Below are 25,505 nucleotides of genomic sequence, written 5' to 3'. Positions count from 1 at the left end.
ACATGAATAAAATAATTTTTATCCTCAGCCTGACATTATCATTGGTTTGTCATGCTAAAACAATCAACGACAGTCTTTATATTGCAGCTCCAATTAACAGAATCGTTCTGGATGACTGCGATGCCTGTGGCTGTGCCGCGGGAAACGGTTCTTCAGGTTTTGAATCTTTGCTGAATCCCCAGTTTATAGGAATCAAATATTTTGCCCAGCATTATAAAGCCAAAGAAAACCTTTTTGTCAAAGATCTCACGCAGGATCAGTACTTCAATACCCTTCAGATATGGGGGAAAATTCCATTGACACAAAAGCTGAGTGTATACGCCAGCCTGCCATTTCATTTTCATGAGAAGAACACAATGCAGGGCGATATCAAAATTAATGGTATCGGAGATTTGAACCTGATGGGAATTTACCGGATCATCAATTCTAAGGATAATTTTCACCAGCTCAACGGAGGGCTGGGCGTAAAAATTCCTTTGGGTAAGTTTGATGAAAAAGGAGCTTCCGGTGTCAACCCCAGTTTCCAGCTGGGAACGGGAAGCTGGGATTATCAGGCGGCTTTAAACTATAAATTTCAAAAGAACAAACTGGCTGTACTGGTCAATACAGATTACACCGTAAAAACCGAAAATAAAAAGAATTACCGTTTCGGAAACCAGTGGAATTATGCAGCAACAGGTTTTTATCAGCTCGCAGGAAATGAAAAGACTATTTTTTCTGCCAAGGCGGGACTTCAGGGCGAAGTCTATGATAAAAACAAACAGTTTGACGAGGTATTGCCCAAAACTGCGGGTAGTGCTTTATATGGAAAATTCGGTTTTGAAGCTTCCTATAAAAAATTCAGTTTAGGTGGCGAACTAATGCTGCCCGCCTATTCTAATCTGGCGGGAGGTGAAATTGAAGCAAAATCCAGATTCAGTGTTTTTATCAATTTTGGAATTTGATGTAAATATTGTTGAAATCTTGGTGATGCAGGATTCCGAAGCCACCAGTTGTCATTATTGACAATTATTTACTATTAATGAACCTTATAGATTTTTAAAATCTATAAGGTTTTTTACAGTAAGCAATTCATTCCCTTCAAAGGTTAATGTAAACACTGCATCCGTGATTGATCTTAAAACAATTGTTTCTGATGAAGATAACCTTTCATCTGCCATTGTAAAATCAATTAAATCCAATTCAAATCCGGCCGCTGTTTCTGCTGTGATCAATAGAAATGACGAACTTTTTCAGACCCCGATTGCTTCAGGAACTGCTGATATTAAAATTACTTTAATTCAAATGGAAAAGTTGTTAACACACAGCTTAGCAATGGTCAGATCAATGTAAGCATGCTTCCAAAAGGAGTATATATTCTGAAGGCTGTTACTGATAAAGCAGTATATCAGCAGAAAGTATTCAAAAAATAGTTTTCACAGTCTATTTTATTTCAATGAATCGGCGGCCCGCAGGGCCGCCGATTTTTTTAGCTTATTAAGTAAAGACACAAAAGAACTCGGGCAGGCTGAAAGCCTGCCCGAGTTCTTAATAAGTACTATCATTTAGTTCGTAATTCTGATCTTACGGGTATAAGTTTTTTTGTCTTTTGCTTCCACCGTCAGGATGTAAACACCTTCTGGTTGTGGAGTAGACAGTTCAAAAGTATTTGATTTCAGGGTAGAACGGTGTACTTCTTTTCCTGAAGTGTTTCTTAGGGTAACTTCGGCACCTTCTAATGGAACGGTACCCCCCAAAGTAATCTGTCCGGCTTTGCTGTACGCCATGATCGTAGCAAGAGGATCCTGGTAAGCATAATACACTCTGAATCCTCCTCCCAGACTTAGTACACCTCCGCTCAGTCTGATTTTAACTGCGTTATATGAACTGACAGGAATAAATTCAATAGTGGCTCTGTTAGGACTGTCTGCAAGCTTTAGCAAACTGGCGGTAATCATTTGGCTGTCGTTATTAGCGGTAGCTCCGCTCATTGTTTCTATATATACACCGCTTAACAGCTGAACGGTCAGGGGAATATTATTGGTACCGATACCAATGACTAATTTAGTATTCGTTCTCACTTCAGGAAATCTCAAGGTTTGTTCAACACCTCCCAGTAAAACGGTGCCCATTACCAAGGTAGAATAGTTATCTTCGTTATCTCCCACTGCATTCAGAGGATTCTGTACAGCACATCCCAGACATACACCATACACATTCGAATACTGATCGTTCGCATAGATTCTGCTTTGTGCCTGTATATTGGCTGACTGAAACAAGAATGCTGACAATAGGGCGGCCTGAAAAAAGCGGCTCTTTGAAAGTAGAATAGATTTCATACTATAGAGATTTAGGGTTAATGTTTTAACCAAATTTAAGCATAAAAGTATATGTATGCAATATTATCTCTATCAAATGTGAATTATGTAATGATTATGTAATCTTGAGTTGAACTACTTACATTTTATAGTTTCAGATATGAGGGAAGAACCAGAATTTCCGGTTATATATGATTCTTCAGATTTTGAATCTATTTTTTCCTTCCTTTAATGTTGGGTAGAAAAGCAGTGATAATACCGATAAGAGGCAGAAAAGCACAGATTTTAAATACATATTCTATTCCTGTATCATCAGCTACAGCTCCCAGCACTGCAGAACCAATTCCGCCCATTCCAAACATAAATCCAAAAAACAATCCCGCTACCAATCCAATTTTATTGGGCATAAGGTCTGTAGCATAGACCAGAATGGCTGAAAAGGCAGAGGCGATAATTAAACCAATTAAAACAGCAAATATGATTGTCCATGCCAGAGGAAGATAGGGAAGGCAAAGAGTAAAAGGCGCGGCTCCCAGAATAGAAACCCAGATAATTTTCTTACGGCCATATTTATCTCCTAACTTTCCTCCTAAAATGGTTCCTATGGCAACGGCTGCCAGAAACATGAATAAATAAAGCTGTGAATCTTTTACAGAAATATGAAACTTATCAATGAGAAAGAACGTAAAATAATTCGTCATTGAAGCCAGATAGATGTATTTCGAAAATACCAAAGCCAGTAAAACACTGATGGAGAAGATAACCTTTTTACGGGATAGCTGTACCTCAATGATATTATCCGGATGTATCGCTGATTTCTTAAATGATAGTCTTTCCGCATACCAGTTTCCGATTCTCCATAATACGATAATGCCTATAAAAGCAGCAATGGCGAAAAGGGCAACATAACCCTGACCTAAAGGAAGTATAATTAAAGCAACCAGTAAAGGACCGATCGCACTTCCAGAGTTTCCTCCTACCTGAAAAATGGATTGGGCGAGTCCTTTTTGACCACCGGATGCCAGTTGGGCAACTCTGGAAGCTTCAGGATGAAAGATGGATGAGCCCATCCCAATTAATGCAACTGCTATGAGAATCACATAATACTGATGGGCAGCGGCTAAAAGTAATAAACCCGCCATGGATAATCCCATTCCTATAGCCAGAGACCTTGGATTAGGCTTTTTATCAGTGTAGATTCCTACAAAAGGCTGTAAAATAGAGGCCGTAAGCTGGAAGACTAAGGTGATGATCCCAATCTGGGAAAACGATAAGCTGAATTCACCTTTTAAAATGGGATATAAAGAAGGAATTGTAGATTGGATCAGGTCATTAAGCAAATGAGAAAAACTGATCATAAATAAGATCGGATACACTATTTTGGAAGTGTCAATGGTTTGTGTCTGTACCTTGTCCATAATATTGAAATCTTAAATTCATCTGGTCATCTGATGAATTTTATTATAAATTTAGTTTTTAATATACTTTTTCAACAATAAGCTGTGCAATGCGCGCTGCAGTGTCGGAATCTTTATTTTCGATAGCATTATAAAGTTCAGTATGTATTTTTTGAGAAAGTTGAAATGAAGCAGTGTTGTTATCATGACTGCTCTCAAAAGTTCTGAGAATATGCTTACTGGCAATTCTGTAGATTTCTTTCAAAAGACTATTACCACACGCTTCGGCAATAGAGATATGAAAATTGATATCTGCCTGATAGCACTCCAATGCCTGGTTTTCTTTTGCAAACTGATTTCTTAGATCCAGATACATTTTAATAGTCTCTAATTCATTTTCACTTCGGTTAGCAGCTGCTTTCGCGGCAATTTTTGAATCTAGAAGTGCACGCACCTCATATACTTCGTTGAATTCGGCATTATTGATTTGATCTTCCAGTGATTCCTGAATGTTTTTAGAAGTCACAAAAGTACCAACACCCTGTTGCACACTCAGAACTCCTTTTATCGATAAAATTTTTATCGCTTCACGGATTGTGGACCTGCCGACACCATACATTTTCATCAATTCCGGTTCAATCGGAAGCCTATCACCAACAACATACTCTTCATTGGTAATTCCCTGAATTAATCTTTCTGCGACTTCCTGAGCTAATGATTTTCTTTGAATCTGTATATACATCTTATCATCTGATGAATGCAAAGTTAAGTCTTTTTAAATAGATTCTATAATGATTTTAATTCTTTTTGTACCAGTTTAGATAAGGAGGAGAGAGGTTAAGAGAGAAAGATAGGACAGGAAATCCCAAATAGAGAATATAACCTAAATAAAAAGAGAGATTCTAAAAAAATAGAATCTCTCTTTAAGTAGCCCGTAGGGGAATCGAACCCCTCTTACCAGAATGAAAATCTGAGGTCCTAACCGATAGACGAACGGGCCATCTACCAAACTGCAAATATAATCTGCAGGGCTAGTTTTTTGTTTTTATAAGTTTCAACTCTTATTTTATAATCACCCGGTTAGTAGTGATTAAGTTTTGTAGCCCGTAGGGGAATCGAACCCCTCTTACCAGAATGAAAATCTGAGGTCCTAACCGATAGACGAACGGGCCTACTATACTTTTACGCTAATTTATTAACGTGCTTAGTTAATTTGCTTTTCAAGTTAGAAGCTTTGTTCTTGTGGATAATATTTTTCTTAGCTAATTTATCCAACAAAGCGATAACTTTTGGCAGTTGCTCTGTAGCAGCAGCTTTATTTTCTTCATTTCTCAAAACTTTAAGAGCTGTTCTTGCAGTCTTGTGATAATATCTGTTACGAACTTTTCTAACTTCGTTTTGTCTAATTCTCTTTAATGCTGATTTATGATTTGCCATATCGTTCAAATGTGAGTGCAAAACTATAAACTTTTTTTTAATCTGCCAAATTTATTTTTAAAAATTTTTAATTTTCTTCTGACAGGTATTTTCTGAGTTTATCTATTGCTTGTTCTATTTTTAAATTCTCTTGTTCTCGTTCTATTTTCTTGATTGTGCTACTTAGCATAATCATTGCGTTGTTCCATTCTCCAGTAGTGTTGGTGAAGGTAAGTCCATCAATTGTTACTTCAAAGGCGACCCTTTCTCCAGTCCTGTAAAGTCTGAAACTTATTTTATCATCCCTGCCTGTAATCCCGTCTTCATTGATTTGTAAATCGTAACTTTTTGGGTTAGAGTGGATTTTCTTAAAAAGAAGTTTTGCTTCTTGTATTTTTAAATCCGGCATGATATCAAATTTGGTAGCCTATAGGAGAATCGAACTCCTGTTGCAAGGATGAAAACCTTGAGTCCTAACCACTAGACGAATAGGCCAAATTTTGAGGTTGCAAAAGTAATGATTAACTTTTTAACTTCAAAATTATTTTATAAATTATTTAAAAACTTTTTGAATAATCGTGTTCTTGATTCCCTTGGATTCAAGGTCTTTTTGAAGCTTTACAGCATCTTCCAAAGTGTAAACTTTACCATACGTGTAGTAAAAAATACCATTGTCTTTATTCCTTTCCACATCCTTAAGTGTCTGAAGGATAAATGAGTTCCCATTCAGCTTTTCGCCTACATAAACCTCGATGGTATAGTAACCCGTCAATAGTTTTTGATTCGGCATAAATCCTACTGCATAGGCATTTCTGAAACCTGCATCTTTTGCCGTTTTTAAATTGATATCTTTTACAGAGGCCATGTTAGTTACCCCATAATAGTATTTGTACTGTCCGTTGTCTTTGAGAGGAAGAATATAATTTAATCCTTTCAAAGCTGGATCTCCGTCATTGTATTTGGTAGGTGAACTCAGCAATAAAATCCTGAAATCATTTTTCAGTGGAGTTTCTGCCGGCTTCTCAGGTTCAGGTTTTCTGGTAGCAATAGAAGAACCTCCTGTTTTTCTGTCAATCGCTTTTTTATAATCGATAATGGCGTTATAGATACTTTCAGAAATTTCTTGCTGACCTTTTTCAGATGCCAGGTAGTGACTTTCTTCAGGATGATTGATAAAACCGGTTTCTATCAGTACAGATGGCATGGCATTCATACGAAGTACGTGAAGGTTTTTCTGGAAAACACCTCTCGAGAATCGTTTATCTTTATTCACGAAATTACCTTCCACCAGTCCGCCAAGCAGTAAACTTGACTCCAGATATTTATTCTGCTGCAGTTTCAGCGCAATAAGAGATTCCGGAGAACTTGGATTGTAAGAACCAAACGTCTGCTTATCCTTTTCATCAAGAAAGATCACGTCATTCTCTCTTTTTGCCACTTCCAGGTTTTCATCATTCTGATTCGGACCCTGTACATACGTTTCTGTTCCGTAGGCTGTAGGTCGCTGCGAAGAATTACAGTGGATCGAAACAAAAAGGTCAGCCTTACTTCTGTTGGCCAGATTTGTTCTGTCCGAAAGTGAAGGGTATTCATCAAACTTACGGGTATATATTACTTTGAAATCTCTGTTTTTCTCCAACATTGCCCCTACCTTTAAGGTAACAGCAAGCGTAACGTCTTTTTCTGCCACCCTTCCAATATCCGCATAAGACCTGTTCGCTCCGTGATCACTTCCCCCATGTCCGGCATCTAAAACGATCGTAAATTTCTTTTGCGAAAAAAATAAAGTGCTTGAAAGAATAAGGAAAAATGATAAAATTATTTTAAATTTTTGTTTGTACATCTTACAGTTTTAAAAATTATACTAATTTTGAGCCTTAATTATATATAACAAAATTGGCCAAAACCGTCCTCAAAAATATATTACAAATTTTAATTATCCTAATTTTTAACAATTTTTTAGCACAGAAAACCCCTGAAAAATTGCCTAAAAATGTGGTTAATGATACTATTTCCAAAAAGGATACCATTGTTGTAAAAAAGGAAGCATTAGATGATATTCTCCGTACAAAAGCGGACGATCAGAGAAGAGATGTTCCTAAAAAAATGACATTCCTGAATAAAAATGCCCAGGTAAAATACCAGGACATGCAGATTGATGCAGATTATATTTCGATCGACGATAATAAAAATCTCATCTATGCCCGTGGAAAATTGGATTCTCTGGGAAAAATTATTGAACCTGTAATTACTACTCAGGCAGGGAAAAAGTATGAAACAAACGAGTTCAGCTACAATACAAAAACCAGACAGGCCATTGCCTTTAATGCAAGAACAGAAGAAAGTGGTGGGGTGATCACCGCCCAGAAAACTAAAAAATATAGTGATTCTGTCTTTGCCATGAGGAATGCAGATTATACTACCGACGAATATTATATCAAGAAAAAAGATACTGCGTCGGATTATTTTATGCGTGCCTCGAACATTAAGCTGATCAAAACCAAGAATAAATCACAGATTGTTACCGGACCTATTCAGATGTACATAGAAAAGGTTCCTACTCCGCTTATTCTTCCTTTTGCTATTCTTCCGTTTTCAGAAAAAAGAGCAGCAGGTATTCTGATCCCGAGTTTCGGGGAAAGGGAAGATGTCGGGTTTTTCCTGAACGGACTTGGATACTATCAGCCGATAGGGGAGCATTTTGACCTTAAAGTTCTCGCTGATATCTATACCAAAGGGAGCTGGAATTTAAGACCACAGATGAATTATCTGAAGAAATACCGGTATTCCGGAACCTTTACGGCAGATGTAGGAACGATGGTAAGGGGAATTAAAGGTCTGGATGATTACACAAAAAACAGTACGTACAGAATTGCATGGACGCATACGCAGGATTCAAAAGCGAACCCTTTCCTGACTTTTAGTGCTTCAGTTGATATTGTGAGTACCAAGTTTTATAACAATCCGCTTAACAACAACTATATTTTCAACCAGAATGTCCTGAATACGCAGCAGAGTTCAGCCGTAACGGTGACCAAAAGATTTTTGAAGTTGCCTGCCACCATCACCGGATCGGCATCATACTCTCAAAACTTTGCAACCGGACTGGCAGATCTTCGTCTTCCCCAGATGAATGTGGCGATCAACCAGTTCTATCTGTTTAAATCAAAAACAGGAGTAAGACAGGGACTCCTTGAAAATATTACAGTGAATACCGGTTTTAACCTGACCAATTATGTCAGCACCCAGGAGAATGAGCTTTTTACCAAGGCAATGTGGGACAAAATGCAGACAGGACTTAAAAATAATATTGCTTTAGGAACCAATACAACATTAGCCAAATATTTTACCTTCAGTTTAAGTGCGAATATTGATAATGCCTTAACAACAAAAACGCTTAACAAATTCTATGATCCTGTAAAAGCTGTGGATGTAGAAGAGATCCAGAAGAATGTGGCAGGCTATTCTACATTCTCTTCATCAGCCAGTCTACAGACCACGCTGTACGGAATGCTGAAGTTTAAGAAAGGATCTGTTGTGGAAGCAGTAAGACACATGATGACACCGAGTCTTAGTTTTACCTATTCACCGGATTTCTCAAGTCCTGGCTTTGGCTACTATAAAAATTACTATAATGCACAGGGTGCTTTAACGCCTTATTCTATTTTTGAAAAAGGAATTGTTGGAAGTCCTTCAAGTGGTGTTGTAGGAGCTTTAGGTTTTAATATTGGAAACAATATCGAAATGAAAGTAAAATCTAAAAGTGACTCTACCGGTGTAAAGAAAATAAAGATCTTCGAATCTCTTAACCTTTCAGGAAATTACAATTTTGCAGCAAAAGATCACCCGTGGTCTGTATTCAGTATCAATGGGCAATCTTCTTTCTTTAATAATAAACTGAGTGTTAACACAAGTCTTGCGCTGGAACCGTATAAAATCTATTTTGCTCCGGGTGCTACTCAGGGAATCAGAACAGAAGAGTTCGGTCACTTCAGTGTGCAGGGATTCAACGTACAGCTGTCCTATCCTTTGAGCAGTGAGATTTTTGGAGAGAAAACAGATTATGCCAAAAAGTATCCTTCAAAAGGAGAAGTGAGAAATGAAAACTATTATTTTGATAATGATAATTATGCCCATTTCGATCAGGCATGGACTTTAAATATCAATGCGAACTATGCCTATTCAAAAGGACTTTCAGCACTTGGCAATAAAATTGCTTCTGTAGGTCTTGACGGTAGTATTAAGCTTACTCCTTACTGGAATATCAATGGGAGCACGCATTTTGACCTTGTAACGAAGGATTTGGCGTATACAAGAATAGGATTCTCCAGAGATCAGCGAAGTTTCACGATCAACTTTAACTGGGTTCCTTTCGGACAATATAAGGTATATGACTTCTTTATCGGTATCAAAGCCAACATCTTAAGCGATGCACTGAAATACAAGGACAGAAGTTTTACGCAGCCTAATGCACCTTTCTAATATCAAATTGAGAATTGTCAATATAAATTTTATATTTGCAACCAAAATAAATTCTAGTGAAATCACTGTCGACGGAATTGCCCCAAAAGCGATTACAGGAGATAGCGATTGATGACCTTGGAAAAATAAATATACATATGAAACAAATAATCAACACAGTTAATGCACCTGCAGCAATCGGGCCTTATTCACAAGCTAATATGGCAAACGGAATTTTATATATTTCCGGACAGATTCCTGTAGATCCGGCAACTGGTAAATTGGTAGAGGGAATTGAAAAGGAAACGCATCAGGTAATGAAAAACCTTGAGGCTATTCTTACAGAAGCAGGAATGACCTTTAAAAATGTTGTGAAAGCGACCATCTTCCTTAAGAGCATGGATGACTTTGCAGTAATGAATGATATTTATGCTTCATATCTTGATGCAGACAGCTATCCGGCTCGTGAGACTGTACAGGTTTCATGTCTGCCTAAGAATGTTGATATTGAAATTTCTATGATTGCACATCAGGATTAATGAATTTTATTAGAAATACAATTGCGGTTCTGGTAGGCCTTGGTATAGCGGGGCTTATGATCACCCTTGGTATAAGGGTTTTTCCGCAATGGATCACTTTCGAAGCTTTTGCTCCTTTCGAGCATTGGCAGAGATTCCTTTTCAGCATGAAAGATGATAATGCATTTTTCGGATTTCTGCTGTTTATTTCCGGGCTGGGCTCTACCATAGGGGGAGTGGCTACTGCACTTATTGTGAAGTATGCTAAGGTAGCCTATGCTATTCTTATCGGCTTTATTATGCTTTTTATTGCCATGCTGGATGTTATTATATTTCCATACCATCCTACGTTTTATAAGATTTCTATTTTCCTTACGTTTTTCCCGTTTTCGTGGATAGGGGGAAAGATCGTAGAAGTTATTTATGAGCGGAACAAGAAGAAAAGGATTGCTGAGAAAATGAATAAAACAAAATAAAAAAAACGCTGCAAATTTGCAGCGTTTTTCGTTGATATGAAAAAGACAATTGTCTTTGTTTGTTAAGGCATTTTGAATCCTTTTGTATAGATTCTACCGTAGTCATCTACAAATTTCACCTGTACATTACCTTGGTATTTCTCAAGAACCTTTTCTACATCTTTCTGTGAATTCACCGGCTTCCCGTTGATCTCAATAATGATATAATTATCTACGATTCCGATCTTAGCCATTTCGCTTCCTTCACTTACATTTTTAGCAACCACTCCACTGTTTAATCCGTATTCTGTTTTGAATTTTTCAGTAAGCGGATCAAAGTCTGCTCCAATTTTTTCAGTGACGCTCAGGTCAGCTTTTGTTCTGGTAGTTGTACCTCCCTTCTGGTCTTTAAGCGTTACCGTAGTCGTACTTTCTTTACCGTTTCTGGCATAAGTTACCTGAACTTTATCACCAGGACGTTTGCTTCCGATAGACATAGAAAGATCCGCAAAGTCGGTAATGTCATAGCTGTCGATCTTGGTGATGATATCCCCTTTTTTCAGACCTGCATCTTCTGCACCGCTGCTATCTCCGAATCCTGTTACATAAACTCCCGCACCGGATTTAATATTGGTTTTGAACTGCTTGTTGTATGCCGCTACCTGCTGATCATTGGAAAGGTCTAATGATGACACCCCTAAGAATCCTCTTTGTACAATTCCGAATTTCTTGATGTCCTCAACAATCTTTCTTGCTAAGTTAGCCGGAACTGCAAATCCATATCCCTGATAATAACCTGTCGTAGACTGGATCGCAGAGTTGATTCCGATAAGATCACCATTGACATTAACCAATGCTCCGCCTGAGTTACCCGGGTTGATAGCTGCATCGGTCTGGATAAAGCTTTCAATAGGGTTTGTGGCTTTGCCCTGACCTCCCAGGATACCAATTCCTCTGCCTTTCGCAGAAACAATACCTGCCGTTACCGTAGAGTTCAATCCAAGCGGGTTACCTACTGCAAGTACCCATTGTCCGACTTCAATATTATCCGAATTGGCAAAATTTAAATAGGGTAGACCTTTTTCTTCAATCTTTAATAAAGAGATATCTGTGTTTGGATCTGTTCCTACAAGCGTGGCTATATAAGATTTTTTATTGCTTAATACGACCTCCAGTTTATTAGCTCCTGCTACAACATGGTTGTTGGAGATGATATATCCATCCGGTGAAATGATCACCCCGGATCCCATTCCCGACGGCATATTGTCCGGAGCCTGCTGCTTCTGTCTCTGTTGTCCTCCTCTTCCTCCGAATGGATCTCCGAAGAAGAAGTCAAACAGATCCTGCTCTGAAGCTCTGCTCGTTGATCTGCTTTGGTAATTTTTAATGGTTACCACCGCAGGAACGGTAGTTTTTGATGCCTTTACAAAATCGTCGCCCACAGTTCCTGTATTCATTCCTACAAATGATGCATTAGGAGCTGCTGATGTAAAGTAAGACTGGTCGCCATTATTAGATTGATGACCGAAATATTGTAAGGTGCCAACAGTAGTAGCTCCGGAGATCACTCCGACTACCGCAAATGGTAATAGTTTTTTTAAAGTACTCTTCATTGTATATCTTTCTTTTTTTATTTATTGATTTTTTTGTTTTACCGTAAACAAATTTAATGCTAAATAAGTAAGCAATTAGCATGCTATGTTTCAATTTTAACTAAAATTTAACGGCTATTATGTCATTTTATGCATTATGTCATAATGTTGAATAATGTATTAACAAAACTTAAAAAAATATTAAAGTAAAAATGTGACATTTTGTAAGCAGGACAAGGAAAAAATGTCAAGATTAAGGTACAACAATTAATTGAGATGTCTGATATCTGTCAATTGTTCACCAATAATACGTATCATGTAGTATTCACTGGCTATCTGTACACTATCTGATTTTCCAAAAAAAAGAACTCAATTGAAAAATTACTATATTTGCAAAAATATTTTTCTCACTTAAAACGTTTATAGCATGCAACTGTATAACACCTTAAGCGCAGAAGAAAGAGCTCAACTTATTGATGAAGCTGGTAAGGAACGTCTTACATTGTCTTTCTATGCGTATGCCAAAATTGAAGATCCCAAAAAATTTCGCGACGAATTATTTATAGCCTGGAACGCACTGGATGCATTGGGTCGTATTTATGTTGCTCATGAAGGAATAAATGCTCAGATGAGTGTTCCTGCAGATCAGTTGGAAGCATTTCGCGATACACTTGAAGGGTATGAATTTATGAGAGGAATTCGTTTAAATGTTGCGGTTGAGCAAGACAATCATTCCTTCTTGAAATTAACGATTAAAGTAAGACATAAAATTGTTGCTGACGGTCTGAATGATGATACTTTTGATGTTACCAATAAAGGAGTTCACCTGAAAGCACAGGAATTTAATGATTTACTGGAAGACCCCAATACCATTGTGGTTGATTTTAGAAATCACTACGAAAGTGAAGTGGGGCACTTCGAAGGAGCAATTACTCCGGATGTAGAAAATTTCAGAGAAAGTTTACCGATCATCAACGAACAATTACAGGATTTTAAAGAAGATAAAAATCTTTTGATGTATTGTACAGGAGGAATTCGTTGCGAAAAAGCGAGTGCCTACTTCAAACATCAGGGTTTTAAAAATGTATTTCAATTGGAAGGCGGGATTATTGAATATACCCGTCAGATCAAAGAAGAAGGAATAAAAAGTAAATTTATCGGTAAGAACTTCGTATTCGATCACCGTTTGGGAGAACGAATTACAGACGACATTATTTCAAAATGCCATCAGTGTGGGAAACCTTGTGATAACCATACCAACTGTTCTAATGATGCCTGTCATTTGTTATTTATCCAGTGTGACGAGTGTAAAGCGGTAATGGAAAATTGCTGTTCTACCGAATGTCTGGATATTACACATTTACCTTTAGCGGAACAGGTAAAATTAAGAGAAGGACTGCAGGTGGGAAATAAAGTGTTTAGAAAAGGAAAATCTGATGCTTTGAAATTTAAAACCTCGGGTGACTCTTCAGTTCAACCTTTAGCAAAAGCACAAACCAAAAATATCCGCAAGAAAATAACCGTAAAAAAAGTACTGCTTGGAAAGGCAGAACATTATTATACAAAATCAAAGATTGCACAGTTTTTGATTGAAAATAAAGAACTTTCAGTAGGAGATAAGGTATTAATTTCAGGTCCGACAACCGGTGAGCAGGAAGTAACGATTACAGAGATTCATGTAAACGGAGGTCCTTGTGAAACGGCAAAAGTTGGAGATCAGATCACTTTTGAACTTCCGTTCAGAGTTCGTCTATCCGATAAATTATATAAAATTTTGCCACCTTCTGAAAACGCATAATGTAAAAATGACTATTGTGAAAAATGACAAGCTTGTCTGATAAAAATGATTCAATCATGATAAAAGCAGAGCTTAGAAAGAAATATATGCAGAAAAGAAAAGCCTTGTCAGTTGATGAGGCTTTCTCATTATCTGAAAGAATACTTGAAGCGTTTTTAGATTATTTTAAACCTGTTGCAGGGCAGAAGGTGCATATTTTCACCCCAATCAGGAAGTTTAATGAGATTGATACCAAGATCTTTATTCATGCTTTTTTAGAGAAGAATATCCGCGTTTTTGTTCCCAAAGTGATCGCAGAAGATTTGATATCCGTCGAGATCAATGAGGATACGCTATTTGAAACCAGCAATTGGGGAATTGAAGAACCTGTTTCCAATGAAGACTCCGGAGAGCATTATTTTGACTATGTAATTACCCCTTTACTCTATGGGGACCATAAAGGAAATAGAGTAGGCTACGGAAAAGGATTTTACGATGCATTTTTCCAAAGTATTTCGCCCGCATCAAAAAAAATTGGGATCAACTACTTTAGTCCGGATGAACCGATCGATGATGTCTGGGAAAATGATATTCCCCTGGATTATTTAGTCACTCCTACCGAGGTGCTGTCTTTCTTTAACGGACTCGAATAGAAATCCAGGAAATAAAATTTAAATTCTTTTTTGATCATAGGAGTTGACAGCAAAATGTACTGAGCATTTTTCTCAAATGTTCCCAGAGACTTATTTTTGGCGTCAAAGTATTCCAGATTGAATTTAGCGTAATCCAAAGTATCTTTTTTATAAAACTCTTTATACACGTTCAGACTATTGACTTTAACTGATTTCACTTTCAGGCTGTCCAGTTCTCTGAACAGTTTTCTGAACGTCATAGAATCCGGCTTATGGAAATAGCTTTCCATTTGTGAAAAAATAACGGTGTCTATTTCTGTATTTCTGTTGCCGGATAAGTAAAGCGTGGAAAGATCAAGAAGTTCCTGTACTTTCTGTTTGGTAATGGAATTAATGGCCTGCATGCTGTCCATCTGTACCGCAGGGTAGCTTTTTACATTCGTGCTGTTTCTCAGTTTATCCAGATCGCTTACTTCAGTCTTTTTATTATTGCAGGAAACCAATGCTAAAAAAACAACGGTGAACATTAAAAATTTATTTATTCTCTTCATCTGTGGTGGCAATTTTAAATTTGATCGATACGATTTTTCCTTTGATATCCTTTTTCATCTCTATTACATTTAGATTCTTAAGAGAGGTGGTAGGTGTCGTTACCAGCGTGATATATTTTTGCTTATCCAGTCTTTCTATACCGTAGGTTTTGTTATCATACACCTGATAAATAACGGCATTGTTGCTGATCAGGTTTTCCAGTTGGTTTCTTTTCTGCTTGATAAGCGCTACCTGCTCTTCAGGATTACCGCCTTTGACATCTTTAATGGAGAAATAATAAGCAGCCATCTTATAATCATCAGGCTTCAGTTCTATCATTTCTTCGTCCGGAGCATTCTCCAGATTTCTGTTGACCTCCAGATACTCATAGAAGGGAGCACTGATCTGCATTTTAAGATTTTTATCCTTGGTAGAGTAGTAAAAACACTCTCCCGGTTTTATTTTAAACAAAAGCGGTGATTCATTTTCTTTGATCACTCTTATTTCAAGGGTATTGATGGCGGCAACGCCACGGTCTTTGTCCGTAAAACAATATTTGTAGGTTTTCGAAAAAATTTCATCCTTAAATCCAAGAATTCCGGTAATGGTAATTAATATCGAGGTGATAATGGCCCAGGCATTCTTTTTGAAGAAATTTTTCCTGGGTGCAGAAGATGGAATTTCGATATTTGTAGGTGCTACTGTTTTTTCTGTAGTTAATTGATTATCAGTAACTGATTTTTGTAAATCTATATTTTCCTGAGGTGAATATTCGATATTTTTCGCTGGAATTTCAGTTTTTGGCAAATCCAGGGCTGCAGAGACTGTTTTTTCCAATTCATTCATTTCTTCTTCCTCAAGATCTTCATTTTCCTGCAGCAATTCTCCCGCAAAAAGATGCTGTTTCTTGAAGTCGTACCATGAATCATATCCCGCATAGATACTCAATAAATTGAGCATATCGATCCGGGGTAATTTGGTAACCGGTGAAGTTTTGAAGTAGGTGTAAAATGACTTTTCACTGATGTTGCCTTTTGCCTTTTTGCGAAGGTCTTCCTGAAAATATATGATATCTATACCCTTCCATTTTGAAATATCATCATGGGAAGAGCTCGATTCTTTTAAAAATTCGGTCTGAACATCCTTTTTTAGCTGTTCAAAATGTAATAGATCTAAATCTGTCAATTTTTATAAAATAATTAAATTGTTGATTATCAGTACTGTTTTTTTGTAAAACTATTTTACAAATGTATTACAATTATTTTTCATAAACAACTTTTCTATCTGGTCTACCTTTGTCTTGTTCAAATAATGGAACAGAAGAAAATTTATATAAAACAATATTAACAAAATTAAATTTAATTTATTATGAAAAAGTCATTATTCGTAGCTGCTATCGCTGCAATCTCTCTAGTTGCTTGTAAAAAAACTGAAACTACTTCTACTGAAGGAGCTACTGATTCTGCTGCTGCTAACGTAGCTGATTCTGCTGCTGTAGTTTCTGATTCTGCTGCTAAAGTAATTGATTCAGCTGCTAACGTTGCTGTTGACGCTACTAAAGATGCTGCTGCTGCTACAACTGCTGCTGGTGCTGATGCTGCTAAAGCTACAACTGAAGCTGCTGCTGACGCTGCTAAAGGTGCTGCTGATGCTGCTAAAGGTGCTGCTAAAGATGCTGCTAAAGAAGTTAAAGACGCTGCTAAGAAATAATTCTAGCAATAGCTTAACAATAAAAGAACCGTTTCACTTTGTGAGACGGTTTTTTTATGCTTTATATTTTAGGAAATCAGGGGTTCAATTGATCCTGTAATTTTTAAAAACCTTTAATCGGGACAAAACTAGTTTTTAGACATTAACAAACTTCCCTCTCCGCGCTTTAAGGATTCTTTTCAAACCTTACCCTTTCTTCTGCTTTAGAGATTCATAGCAGGTAATCGCCACAGCATTACTCAAATTTAAAGAATCAATACTTCCGGCCATGGGAATCAAAGTGTTTTTTCCCTTGCCTGTCCAGAAATCACTTAATCCGGAATGCTCAGTTCCAAACAAGACTGCCGATCGCTCTCTGAAATCTCTTGTATAAAGATCTTCAGCGGTCTCGTCCATAAGCGTAGTGTAGATGTTGAACTTATTTTTCTGAAGAAATTCAAATGTTTCATCATTTCCTGCATCATAAACCTTCATTCCAAAGAGACAGCCTACACTTGAACGGATAACATTAGGGTTATAAAAGTCTGCCTTTCCATCCGCAACAATCAGGGCATCTATTCCAAAAGCTTCACAGCTTCTGAGGATTGCTCCTAAATTACCAGGCTTTTCGACCCCTTCCACAATAATAACGGTAGCGTTTTCCTTAGGAATAAATGATGAAAGAAGATTTTCTTTGGTTTGATAGATTCCGAGAATCCCTTCAGAACTTCCTCTGTAGGCTATTTTTTCGTATACTTTTTCGCTTACATAATGGATTCTGCTTTCAGGAAGCTTTCCCTTAAAGATGTTTTCACACACAAAAAACTCTACAGGTTCAAAGTGATACTGTAAAGCTCTTTCGTTCTCCTGCTGTCCTTCAACAACAAAAACTTTTGATTTTTTACGGAACCTGTTGTCAGCCAATAGTTTGGTGACGTTTTTTACTTTTTCGTTTTGAAAGCTTTCTATCAACATCCTGCAAAATTATGCAAAATTTGTGATTAGGCCTGTTTCGTTTTAGAGAAAAGGGATTTTATAAGGCCGGTCAACCGTATTTTCTTCTGAATTAATCTTTTGAAACAGGTTGGGTTTCCGGCTTAGATTTTAAGAGAAGTAAGCTTCCGATAAACATCGTAACACAGCTTGCAATCCAAACATAATATCCTAAACCAAAGCCCGTAATCGGGTATTTGTGGCCTGCTTCATCAACGATTATTTCTGTTTCTGTTACATAATAAAGAGCTACGGCTACAGAAAGTAAACCTAAAAAAGCGGCAATTTTGGGTTGTTTAACCAAAAGGAATACCCATGAAAAAAGCAATATAGGATTGGCCAGCCATGAAGTTCCGTCTCCCGTGAGATCTGTCCAACCAAACAGGAAAAGGGTAAGACCATACACTTCACTGCCTTTTTTGGTAAAAACTGTTGGCAAAATCAGGGAAATCATGAAAATGACGATACTGATAATTAAAATAATGTAACTTTTTTTCATACAATTATTGGTCTGTTTCTATAAAGTTGCCATTGTCAATAAGACTTTGAGGCAGATCTTTTTTGTTTTTGATACCGAGAGATTTCAGTTTCTGAGTCTGGATCACCAGATTGTCATTTCCTGTATACAGCTGTTTGTATGCATCATTGTAAACATTTTTAGCCTGATCGAGATTTTTCCCGACCTTCTCCAGATTGTCTACAAAACCTACAAACTTATCGTACAGTTTTGCTCCACGCTCAGCGATCTCCATAGAATTTCTGTTCTGGTATTCGCGTTTCCAGAGATCTGCGATGAGCTTCAGGGAAGTGATCAGGTTACTAGGATTTAAAAGCAGGATCCTTCTTTCATAAGCAAAATTCCAAAGATTCGGGTCAGCTTGCATCGCGGCGATATAAGCGGGTTCACTTGGAATAAACATCATGACAAAGTCCAATGATTTCCCATAATCATCATACGCTTTCTGACTCAGTTGCAGGATGTGATTTTTGATGGAACCTAAATGCTGGCTCAGTTTTACCGCGTAGACATCCTGATCGGTCTCGTCTACCAGTTCCGTAAAAGCGGTAAGTGATACTTTGGAATCAATGATCACATTTCTTTCATCAGGATATTTTATAACAGCATCAGGCCGCATTTTTTTGCCGGAAAATTCAGAGAAAAGGGCTTTATTATCTTCATCACGAAGTTCATGCTCCAGAAAATATTCTCTTCCTTTTACAAGTCCGGATTTTTCAAGGATACTTTCAAGGATCATTTCTCCCCAGTTTCCTTGAGTTTTACTTTCTCCTTTTAATGCCCGGGTCAGTTTTTTCGCATCTTCAGAGATTTGCTGATTCAGTTCTGCCAGTTCTTTTACCTTTTCCGCGAGAGAAAAGCGTTCCTTGTTTTCCTTTTCGTAAGCCTCATTCACTCTGTTTTTCAGATCAGTGATCTTTTCCTGGAAAGGCTCAAGGATATTTTTTAAATTACTTTGGTTTAAGGTCGTGAATTTTTCCGTTTTTTCATCTAAAATTTTATTGGCCAGATTTTCAAACTGCAGCTTTGATTCATCCTGAATTTTTGTGATTTCCTCTTTCTGGGTGTCTAGGGAATGCTGCAGGCTTTCATTTTTGGCAGAAAGTTCAGAATTTTTCGCGAAAATATGCTGCTTCTCGGATATCAGATTCTCTATTTGAGACGTTTGCTTTACATTAAGCTGTTTCTGTTCCAGAAACTGGGAGTTTAAGGAAGTGTATTCCGCAGAGATCTTCGCATATTCATTCTTCAGATCGTTCAGAAGGTCTGTTTGCAGTTGGTTTTGTTCTTTTTCTCTGTAGATATTTTCATTCAGTTCCTGTATTTTCAAATTCAGGTTTTCCAGATCCGAATGATTTTTGATATGCAGATGATTCAGTTCATCATAAGAACTTCTTGAAACCATCGATGATTTTAAGGCAAAATACAAAATCACGGCTCCCAGAACTCCGCCGGCAATACATCCAATAATTAAATAGGTCATCTCCATGTTTCAAAATTACAAAAAGAAAAATTAAATGGGATTTAAAATAATGATTCGGAAGATGGGAGAGAAGGGCTAAAAGTTATCCTATAACAGATAGAATTTAAGCGGTCTTGGTTAAAGATAAAATTTCAATATTCTTTACTACATCGGTGCTTTCGCATTTTTTCAGTTCTTTGGTTAATGCAGGCGTCAGTATTTTGGGATTTACAATCTGTGAGGCGACTTTTGCCGCAGCATAATCTACAATGTTGATGACTGATTCTCTTAAAAAGTTGGGTGTATTGGACGCAATAACGGCTGTTGCCCAGGAGGTTTCCCTTGCTTTGGAGATCGCAAAATCCAGAACGGCATTATCTTTTCCGTTGGAAATTTTGTCGATGAGATCCACGGGATAGCATATTTTATTCAAAGCCTCCTGAACCTGTTGGTTGATGGAGGCGATGACTGTATTGATGGTTTCAAAATCTTTTTTGAGCGGATTTATTTTACGATAGGGCATCACTGTGGCTGCAGAAATCCCGAGATCCAGATTAATGTGGGCATTCATTCCCAGAAAAATGTGTTGTAAGATCAAAAGGTTTTTATTTTTCGTGGCTTCAAAGGCGGTGTACCACGATTGGCTGCATTTTTTTCCTTTGCTGTAATTTTCCCATGCTTCCAGATATCTTTGGGCAAAAGCAATATCTAAGGAAGTCATTCTTGGGTTGTCTTCAAATTTCTTCTGTTGAATTCCTTTTAGTACTTGGGCAGTCATAATCCGGTACGTGCAGGCAAAATATCCGGCCGGACTTTGGTTTTCTTTGCACCAAATGATGATGGTATCCAGCTTTTGCAGAACTTCTTCAATGGTTTTCATGGTGGTTTTTGTTTATTTAAAGATAATAAAAAAAACAATGATCATTGGTGTGCAGCTTTGATAGCGAATCAAGTGACCTTTTTAATAATGAAAAAGTGAGCCGGAAAGCTCACTTTATTTTTATGGATCAGATTATGGCGTGATGATAATCGGATCTGGAAAAGGTTCAAGAACGAGTGGTTTGCAAATGGCAGCCGCTGCGCATCCTCCCCCCATGCATACAAAATTTGTCATAGTGGTAGATCCGTCAGGACATCTGATCAAGGCTTCACCAGGGCATCCTCCCGGACATGGTGCCGGATATAAATACCCGCCGAATACTTCTTTCAGTTCTGTTCTTGAAAGTTTTGATAGGTTCGTTTTTTTCATGGAATTAATTTTTTTGTTGGTTTTAATTTGTATAATTCTGAAAATGAATGCCTAAGATAGTAAAAAAATAAATCAATATGTAACGTTTTGGTGATTTATTTAGGTTTTTATTCAACCTTTTCGTGAAAGATTGCTATTTGTATGCTGTGTGCTTTTTATAATTCATTCAATAGTTTTTCTGAGTTCCATACGGTTGCAAATTCATCATTTAAATTGGCAAGACTGGTCAAGTGTATTAATTCTGAATCATATTTTTCTCCATGTATTCCTATCCTGTCAAAGGTAGCAGTGGCGTCTGAAATTACGTAGGTCTCGTACCCGAAATTTCCTGCCATTCTAGTGGTTGTTGAAACACAATGATTGGTTGTTATTCCAATAATCACTAAAGTATTGATATCCTGCTGATCGAGGTGTTCTTTTAAATTTGTTCCTATGAAAGCACTGTTTACCTGTTTTGTAATCACAGGTTCATTGTTTTTAGGAAGTACATAATCATTAAATTCAAAGCCGGTATGAGTCTCATGCAGTTTTGAATCGGGGTTTAACGAGCTGTGTCTGATGTGGAATACAGGCAGGTTGAGCTCCCTCCATTTTTCCAATATTTTTCCACTGATCTGTTCTGCTGTTTTGTTATTTCTGTTTCCTCCCCAATATTTTTCATCAAGAAATCCTTTTTGAATGTCAATTAAAAGTAAGGCTGGCTTTTTATGTTGAAGTTTCATATACGTTGATTTTAATAGTATATCTAATAAATTGGATTAGCTTCCTAAGTACATCGAGTAGAGTGGCGTTTGATACTTTTCTTCGGTATCGTTGGCGGTGAGGCCTTCAAAGAATATATGATCACCAAGATCTTTATTAGCCACTTGATTTTCTAACTGAAAGAGCAGATCCAGAGCTGTGAAATAGGTTCCGTTGCTGGCTTTCAGTCTTGCACAAAATTCTACCTGAAATAGACCATGGTCACTATTATCTTCGTTAAAGGCATCATCTTCATCCGTTACTGTTTCATTGGACGAGATATCCTCTTTTCCTTTGATCCAGGCTTCGTAGCAAACGTCTATCTCAGGTACATCAATCACCATTTGATTAGCGTCCCAGCATGCTCTTTCTTTTAATATCAGAGTCTGATAGTCTGTGATTTCTTTATTGAAATCTTCGATGCTGCTGTATCCTTTCCTTTGAAAAGCCCAAAGAATGTTTGATAATAGGCCCATTTGTTTTTTTTAGAGAATTAGTTATGAATAATTAATAAGAAAAATAAAATACACACAATTAAGTAAAGTCGCTATAAATGAAGCAATAAATACAGCTAAGTTAACCCGTGTTTTACCTGTGATCAGCCGGATGACCCAATAATTAATGATATAAGCTGGAATCAGTAAGCTAAAATGGAAAACTGATAAAAATGAAAACTGATAGAGAATAGTGAAAATAATAACCGAACTGATGATTGAAGCAACTATAGTCCCAACAAAGCTGTACATCAATGTTTTTGAGTCAACTTTGAGATTTTCAACATTCTGGTGTATTTGATCGTATTTTATATTTACAAGAAGTCTGATGCTTTCACCAGATAACAGAGTAGAGCTGATCAATGATAGGCATTCCTGTTTGGATCGTTTGTTGACGTAGTGACCATTAATTTCTCTTATCAATCTATTCTTCTCATTCTGGTATAAGTTTTTGGTTTTAATTTTATTCAAAAAATCTTCCAGCGAACTTCTTCTTAAAATTTCTTCTAAAATTTCATTGTCTGCTTTGCCTTGGTGGTCAACTTGATTAGTATAGGACTCAATCAGGTCTTCCTCTGAAAAGTTACTGTAAAAGCCCATTTAAGGATTTCCTTTAGATATTTCGTCGTGATGTTTCAGATACAAAGGCAAGGCGGCAGATCCGTACCACGGAAAAATTTCATAACTGAAAACGCCGGCCTGTACCGCTGGGTCCGTTTTTACCCATTGCTCAGCTTCCTCTTTAGATTTTGTATTGAAGATGAACATGCCACGGTAGTTTTCTTTGTTCTTCTCCAAAAACGGTCCGGCCACTACGATTTTTCCTTCGTCAGCCAGCTTCCCGATATTGGTCATGTGACCTTTCATCAGGTCTCCCATTTTGGCTTTATCTTCAATTTTTGTGGCACCGGTGGTCAGCATTACGATGGTGTAGGCTTTCATTCCATACTGATCGGCACCCAGAGAGGTTGCCAGTTCCTGATTGAATTTTGCCTTTTCTTTTTTCTTTTCCTGGGCAAAAGATAAGGTGGCGATCAAAACACTAAGCGGTACATAAATTTTTAATCTCATAGCATTGGTTTTATAAGTCTATCCTCTGAAATCTGAAATCTAATTTAATCTTTTATTCTCAGGAATTCTTTAGCCAGTTCAATCATTTTTGGATCACCTGTGTATTTTCCATGTTCGTCGGAAAGTTTTACGGTTGGGATCCATTCTTTGTTTTGGGCCTGTACTCCAATTAGTTTCATAACGATATTCATTGGTTTTAAGCCTACGTCATTGGTAAGGTTGGTCCCGATTCCGAAAGATACGCCAATCTTTCCGCGGCAATAATTGGTAATTTCCTCCACTTTTTCAAGGTTCAGAGCATCGGAGAAAATAATGTATTTAAATAAAGGATTGATTCCGTTGTTTTGGTAATGCGCGATTGTTTTGTCTGCAAATTCCAGAGGATCACCGCTGTCATGGCGAACGCCGTCAAACAGTTTTGCAAACTTCTTGTCAAACTGCTGAAAGAAAACATCCGTAGTATACGTATCGGAAAGGGCAACTCCAAGATCACCTCTGTACACATCTACCCAGTGTTCCAGCGCCAGCTCGTTCGCCATTTTGAATCCGTATTCTGCTGCGTGGAACATAAACCATTCGTGAGCGTGGGTGCCTATTGGCTTTACGCCATATTTCATCGCAAAATGTACATTGGAGCTTCCGATGAAAGTGGAGGGCTTGTTTTGCGTTAAAGCTTCCATCACCAGATTCTGTACCTTATAGGAATGTCTTCTTCTGGTCCCGAATTCTGCGAAATTTACACCAAGTTTTGCCAGGGAATCTGCTTTTTCCAGAGTTCTACTCATCACGATATCATTAGAATCCCTTTCCATATGGTTCATTTCGTAATGAAGCTCACTGATTAAGGCTAATAATGGAACTTCCCAAAGGATTGTTCTGTACCAGAGTCCTTCCACCGTTACAGAAAGCTCACTGCCTTCCTGATGAATTTTCACCTCGGAAGGATCATAATGATAGCCTTCCAGAAAGTCAAGATAGGGCAGGTCTATATAAGGACAGGTTCTTGCCATGAATTTTTTTTCATCCTTGGTAAGTTTCAGTTCCGCCATTTTGTTGACGGCTTCTTTTAAAGCGGCATCAAAGCCTTCCGGAAACTGGTGCTTTCCTCTGTTGATGAATTCATATTTTACAATAGAACCTGGAAATAGTTTCACCACGGCATTCTGCATGGTTATTTTATAGAAATCGTTATCCAGAATGGACTTTAATCGAACGTCGTGCATGATATGTGTAATTTTAACGCAAATATAGGTATTTAAAATAAAAAACCGCCTAAATGTAAGGCGATTTTTTTATTTATCTGTTGATTTCTGCAGGTTACTTCCCTAAATAAGAATTGTACATCCATACTTCTTTTTCCTGTTCTGTGATGTAGTCGCTCATCTGAGAATTGGTTCCTTCATCTCCTGCTGCATCGGTAATGTCAAGAAGTTCTCTTTGTAAGTCGATTACCACTTTGAAAGAGTTCAGGATAAGTTCTACGCTCTTATTGGCATCAGTAACTTCTTTACTTTCTTTAATCGTTGATACTTTTAAATAGTCTGAATAGTTGTGGGCAGGCGTTGCGCCTAAGGTCAGAATTCTTTCTGCAATTTCATCAATCTTCAGGACAAGGCTGTTATATAATTCTTCAAATTTCGGGTGAAGAGTAAAAAACTGTTCCCCTTTAATATTCCAGTGAGAACCTCTTGTGTTCTGATAGAATACAGAATAGTTGGCTAAAAGGACGTTAAGTTTTTCTGAAATGTTTTTACAGTCGGCTTCTTTCAGGCCGATAATGCTTGCATTTTTCATATGTTTATTTTTTATACTAACAAATTTAGAAAATATTGTGCCGAAAAGCTTTCAAGGCTGATAGAAGATAACTATCAGAAAGTTTTTTAAAATAGTTTGGAAGTATAATTTTGGGGCTTCAATTAATTAGCAATCATTATTCGTACGTAAGTTTTGTACAAAATGATCATTTCAGCATACCTTATTATATAGGAATTGGAATACCGATTCAAAAATAGGGTAGTTAAAATAATAGAATAAAAATTTTACAATTATTTAATAGAGAGTCTCTCAGGAAAAATACTTTTCTTTTTTTTACTTTTTCTCAATGCACATCAGGGGTCTGTTAATTATCTCATCAGAAGCAACTGCTTTTTTATGTAAGTGTTTGATTTTAATTTTTATATAAGTTATTGTAGTTTGAAAAAATATTCCTATTT

29 protein-coding genes and 3 tRNA genes are annotated in these 25,505 nt (G+C 37.2%); 9 read left to right on the top strand and 23 right to left on the bottom strand.

The window, feature by feature from the left end; all coding sequences use genetic code 11:
* The first annotated feature begins 2 nt into the window (after positions 1-2).
* The 3 genes from EG346_RS04125 to EG346_RS25300 all read left to right on the top strand — a co-directional run bounded on the left by EG346_RS04125 (position 3) and on the right by EG346_RS25300 (position 1,412).
* Positions 3-944 (top strand): transporter, encoded by a 942-nt coding sequence (locus EG346_RS04125; protein ID WP_123877070.1) that lies wholly within the window; start codon positions 3-5, stop codon positions 942-944.
* Positions 945-1,107: 163 nt separating this feature from the next.
* Positions 1,108-1,332: a hypothetical protein gene (locus tag EG346_RS25040; protein ID WP_073330157.1), complete on the top strand. Its 225-nt coding sequence runs from the start codon at positions 1,108-1,110 to the stop codon at positions 1,330-1,332.
* Positions 1,323-1,412: a T9SS type A sorting domain-containing protein gene (locus tag EG346_RS25300; protein WP_338076020.1), complete on the top strand. Its 90-nt coding sequence runs from the start codon at positions 1,323-1,325 to the stop codon at positions 1,410-1,412. The genes EG346_RS25040 and EG346_RS25300 overlap by 10 nt, the downstream gene beginning before the upstream one ends.
* Positions 1,413-1,544: 132 nt before the next feature.
* Here the strand turns inward: EG346_RS25300 and EG346_RS04115 are convergent, their stop codons facing one another.
* From EG346_RS04115 to EG346_RS04075, 9 genes are all read right to left on the bottom strand, one after another.
* Positions 1,545-2,318: a T9SS type A sorting domain-containing protein gene (locus tag EG346_RS04115; RefSeq protein ID WP_123877069.1), complete on the bottom strand. Its 774-nt coding sequence runs from the start codon at positions 2,316-2,318 to the stop codon at positions 1,545-1,547.
* A gap of 191 nt (positions 2,319-2,509) precedes the next feature.
* Positions 2,510-3,715, bottom strand: coding sequence for an MFS transporter (locus tag EG346_RS04110; protein WP_073330151.1), 1,206 nt, complete (start codon positions 3,713-3,715; stop codon positions 2,510-2,512).
* A 58-nt stretch (positions 3,716-3,773) separates the two neighbouring features.
* Positions 3,774-4,457 (bottom strand): FadR/GntR family transcriptional regulator, encoded by a 684-nt coding sequence (locus EG346_RS04105; protein WP_123877068.1) that lies wholly within the window; start codon positions 4,455-4,457, stop codon positions 3,774-3,776.
* A gap of 165 nt (positions 4,458-4,622) precedes the next feature.
* A tRNA-Glu gene (locus EG346_RS04100) sits at positions 4,623-4,694 on the bottom strand.
* A gap of 100 nt (positions 4,695-4,794) precedes the next feature.
* A tRNA-Glu gene (locus EG346_RS04095) sits at positions 4,795-4,866 on the bottom strand.
* 10 nt (positions 4,867-4,876) lie between these two features.
* The gene (rpsT, locus tag EG346_RS04090; protein WP_073330148.1) at positions 4,877-5,131 is read right to left on the bottom strand and encodes a 30S ribosomal protein S20; all 255 of its coding nucleotides are present in this window, start codon (positions 5,129-5,131) and stop codon (positions 4,877-4,879) included.
* 67 nt (positions 5,132-5,198) lie between these two features.
* On the bottom strand, positions 5,199-5,519 hold the full coding sequence (locus EG346_RS04085; RefSeq protein WP_047454243.1) for a hypothetical protein: 321 nt from the start codon (positions 5,517-5,519) through the stop codon (positions 5,199-5,201).
* Between the two features lie 11 nt (positions 5,520-5,530).
* Positions 5,531-5,605, bottom strand: a tRNA-Glu gene (locus EG346_RS04080).
* Between the two features lie 58 nt (positions 5,606-5,663).
* Positions 5,664-6,953, bottom strand: coding sequence for an N-acetylmuramoyl-L-alanine amidase family protein (locus EG346_RS04075; protein ID WP_073330145.1), 1,290 nt, complete (start codon positions 6,951-6,953; stop codon positions 5,664-5,666).
* A gap of 53 nt (positions 6,954-7,006) precedes the next feature.
* Here EG346_RS04075 and EG346_RS04070 point away from each other — a divergent pair, with 53 nt between their 5' ends.
* The 3 genes from EG346_RS04070 (at position 7,007) to EG346_RS04060 (ending at position 10,565) form a co-directional block, all read left to right on the top strand.
* On the top strand, positions 7,007-9,592 hold the full coding sequence (locus EG346_RS04070; protein ID WP_123877067.1) for a putative LPS assembly protein LptD: 2,586 nt from the start codon (positions 7,007-7,009) through the stop codon (positions 9,590-9,592).
* Positions 9,593-9,729: 137 nt separating this feature from the next.
* Positions 9,730-10,110: a RidA family protein gene (locus EG346_RS04065; RefSeq protein ID WP_034738882.1), complete on the top strand. Its 381-nt coding sequence runs from the start codon at positions 9,730-9,732 to the stop codon at positions 10,108-10,110.
* Positions 10,110-10,565: a hypothetical protein gene (locus EG346_RS04060; RefSeq protein WP_073330139.1), complete on the top strand. Its 456-nt coding sequence runs from the start codon at positions 10,110-10,112 to the stop codon at positions 10,563-10,565. Before EG346_RS04065 ends, EG346_RS04060 begins: the two co-directional genes overlap by 1 nt.
* 62 nt (positions 10,566-10,627) lie before the next feature.
* Here the strand turns inward: EG346_RS04060 and EG346_RS04055 are convergent, their stop codons facing one another.
* Positions 10,628-12,157: a trypsin-like peptidase domain-containing protein gene (locus EG346_RS04055; protein ID WP_073330136.1), complete on the bottom strand. Its 1,530-nt coding sequence runs from the start codon at positions 12,155-12,157 to the stop codon at positions 10,628-10,630.
* Positions 12,158-12,563: 406 nt separating this feature from the next.
* Between EG346_RS04055 and trhO the strand changes: the two genes are divergently transcribed.
* On the top strand, positions 12,564-13,934 hold the full coding sequence (gene trhO / locus EG346_RS04050; protein ID WP_123877066.1) for an oxygen-dependent tRNA uridine(34) hydroxylase TrhO: 1,371 nt from the start codon (positions 12,564-12,566) through the stop codon (positions 13,932-13,934).
* Positions 13,935-13,990: 56 nt separating this feature from the next.
* Positions 13,991-14,566 carry a 5-formyltetrahydrofolate cyclo-ligase gene (locus EG346_RS04045; RefSeq protein ID WP_123877065.1) on the top strand — a complete coding sequence of 192 codons (576 nt, stop codon included), beginning with the start codon at positions 13,991-13,993 and terminating at the stop codon, positions 14,564-14,566.
* On the opposite strand, the gene EG346_RS04040 is transcribed toward EG346_RS04045, so the two are convergent.
* Together EG346_RS04040 and EG346_RS04035 are read right to left on the bottom strand one after the other, a co-directional pair.
* Positions 14,515-15,096: a hypothetical protein gene (locus EG346_RS04040; protein WP_083563955.1), complete on the bottom strand. Its 582-nt coding sequence runs from the start codon at positions 15,094-15,096 to the stop codon at positions 14,515-14,517. The two genes, EG346_RS04045 and EG346_RS04040, sit on opposite strands and share 52 nt — an antisense overlap.
* A complete protein-coding gene (locus EG346_RS04035; RefSeq protein ID WP_123877064.1) occupies positions 15,080-16,261 on the bottom strand; it encodes a hypothetical protein in 1,182 nt (393 codons plus the stop codon). Before EG346_RS04035 ends, EG346_RS04040 begins: the two co-directional genes overlap by 17 nt.
* Positions 16,262-16,444: 183 nt before the next feature.
* Here EG346_RS04035 and EG346_RS04030 point away from each other — a divergent pair, with 183 nt between their 5' ends.
* On the top strand, positions 16,445-16,786 hold the full coding sequence (locus EG346_RS04030; protein WP_073330127.1) for a hypothetical protein: 342 nt from the start codon (positions 16,445-16,447) through the stop codon (positions 16,784-16,786).
* Between the two features lie 186 nt (positions 16,787-16,972).
* Here the strand turns inward: EG346_RS04030 and EG346_RS04025 are convergent, their stop codons facing one another.
* The 11 genes from EG346_RS04025 to EG346_RS03975 all read right to left on the bottom strand — a co-directional run bounded on the left by EG346_RS04025 (position 16,973) and on the right by EG346_RS03975 (position 25,086).
* Positions 16,973-17,740, bottom strand: a complete 768-nt coding sequence (locus EG346_RS04025) for a TrmH family RNA methyltransferase (protein ID WP_123877063.1) — start codon at positions 17,738-17,740, stop codon at positions 16,973-16,975.
* A gap of 91 nt (positions 17,741-17,831) precedes the next feature.
* Positions 17,832-18,257, bottom strand: coding sequence for a hypothetical protein (locus EG346_RS04020; protein WP_123877062.1), 426 nt, complete (start codon positions 18,255-18,257; stop codon positions 17,832-17,834).
* Between the two features lie 4 nt (positions 18,258-18,261).
* Positions 18,262-19,764, bottom strand: a complete 1,503-nt coding sequence (rmuC, locus tag EG346_RS04015) for a DNA recombination protein RmuC (RefSeq protein WP_394343272.1) — start codon at positions 19,762-19,764, stop codon at positions 18,262-18,264.
* 97 nt (positions 19,765-19,861) lie between these two features.
* The gene (locus tag EG346_RS04010; protein ID WP_123877060.1) at positions 19,862-20,617 is read right to left on the bottom strand and encodes a DUF5995 family protein; all 756 of its coding nucleotides are present in this window, start codon (positions 20,615-20,617) and stop codon (positions 19,862-19,864) included.
* A gap of 132 nt (positions 20,618-20,749) precedes the next feature.
* Entirely contained in the window at positions 20,750-20,986 is a 237-nt protein-coding gene (locus EG346_RS04005; RefSeq protein WP_123877059.1) for a hypothetical protein, read from the bottom strand.
* A gap of 155 nt (positions 20,987-21,141) precedes the next feature.
* Positions 21,142-21,708: a cysteine hydrolase family protein gene (locus tag EG346_RS04000; protein WP_123877058.1), complete on the bottom strand. Its 567-nt coding sequence runs from the start codon at positions 21,706-21,708 to the stop codon at positions 21,142-21,144.
* Between the two features lie 36 nt (positions 21,709-21,744).
* Positions 21,745-22,203: a hypothetical protein gene (locus tag EG346_RS03995; protein ID WP_123877057.1), complete on the bottom strand. Its 459-nt coding sequence runs from the start codon at positions 22,201-22,203 to the stop codon at positions 21,745-21,747.
* A 21-nt stretch (positions 22,204-22,224) separates the two neighbouring features.
* The gene (locus EG346_RS03990) at positions 22,225-22,821 is read right to left on the bottom strand and encodes a hypothetical protein (RefSeq protein ID WP_123877056.1); all 597 of its coding nucleotides are present in this window, start codon (positions 22,819-22,821) and stop codon (positions 22,225-22,227) included.
* Positions 22,822-23,292 (bottom strand): YciI family protein, encoded by a 471-nt coding sequence (locus tag EG346_RS03985; protein ID WP_123877055.1) that lies wholly within the window; start codon positions 23,290-23,292, stop codon positions 22,822-22,824.
* Positions 23,293-23,336: 44 nt separating this feature from the next.
* On the bottom strand, positions 23,337-24,515 hold the full coding sequence (pncB, locus tag EG346_RS03980) for a nicotinate phosphoribosyltransferase (RefSeq protein ID WP_073330102.1): 1,179 nt from the start codon (positions 24,513-24,515) through the stop codon (positions 23,337-23,339).
* A gap of 94 nt (positions 24,516-24,609) precedes the next feature.
* Positions 24,610-25,086, bottom strand: coding sequence for a Dps family protein (locus EG346_RS03975; protein ID WP_073330098.1), 477 nt, complete (start codon positions 25,084-25,086; stop codon positions 24,610-24,612).
* Between the last annotated feature and the right edge of the window lie 419 nt (positions 25,087-25,505).

Origin of the sequence: Chryseobacterium carnipullorum (genome assembly GCF_003815695.1) — a bacterium.
Taxonomy (GTDB): domain Bacteria; phylum Bacteroidota; class Bacteroidia; order Flavobacteriales; family Weeksellaceae; genus Chryseobacterium; species Chryseobacterium carnipullorum.
The sequence above is the reverse complement of the archived record's forward strand: the minus strand, read 5'-3'. Positions and strand labels throughout refer to the sequence as shown.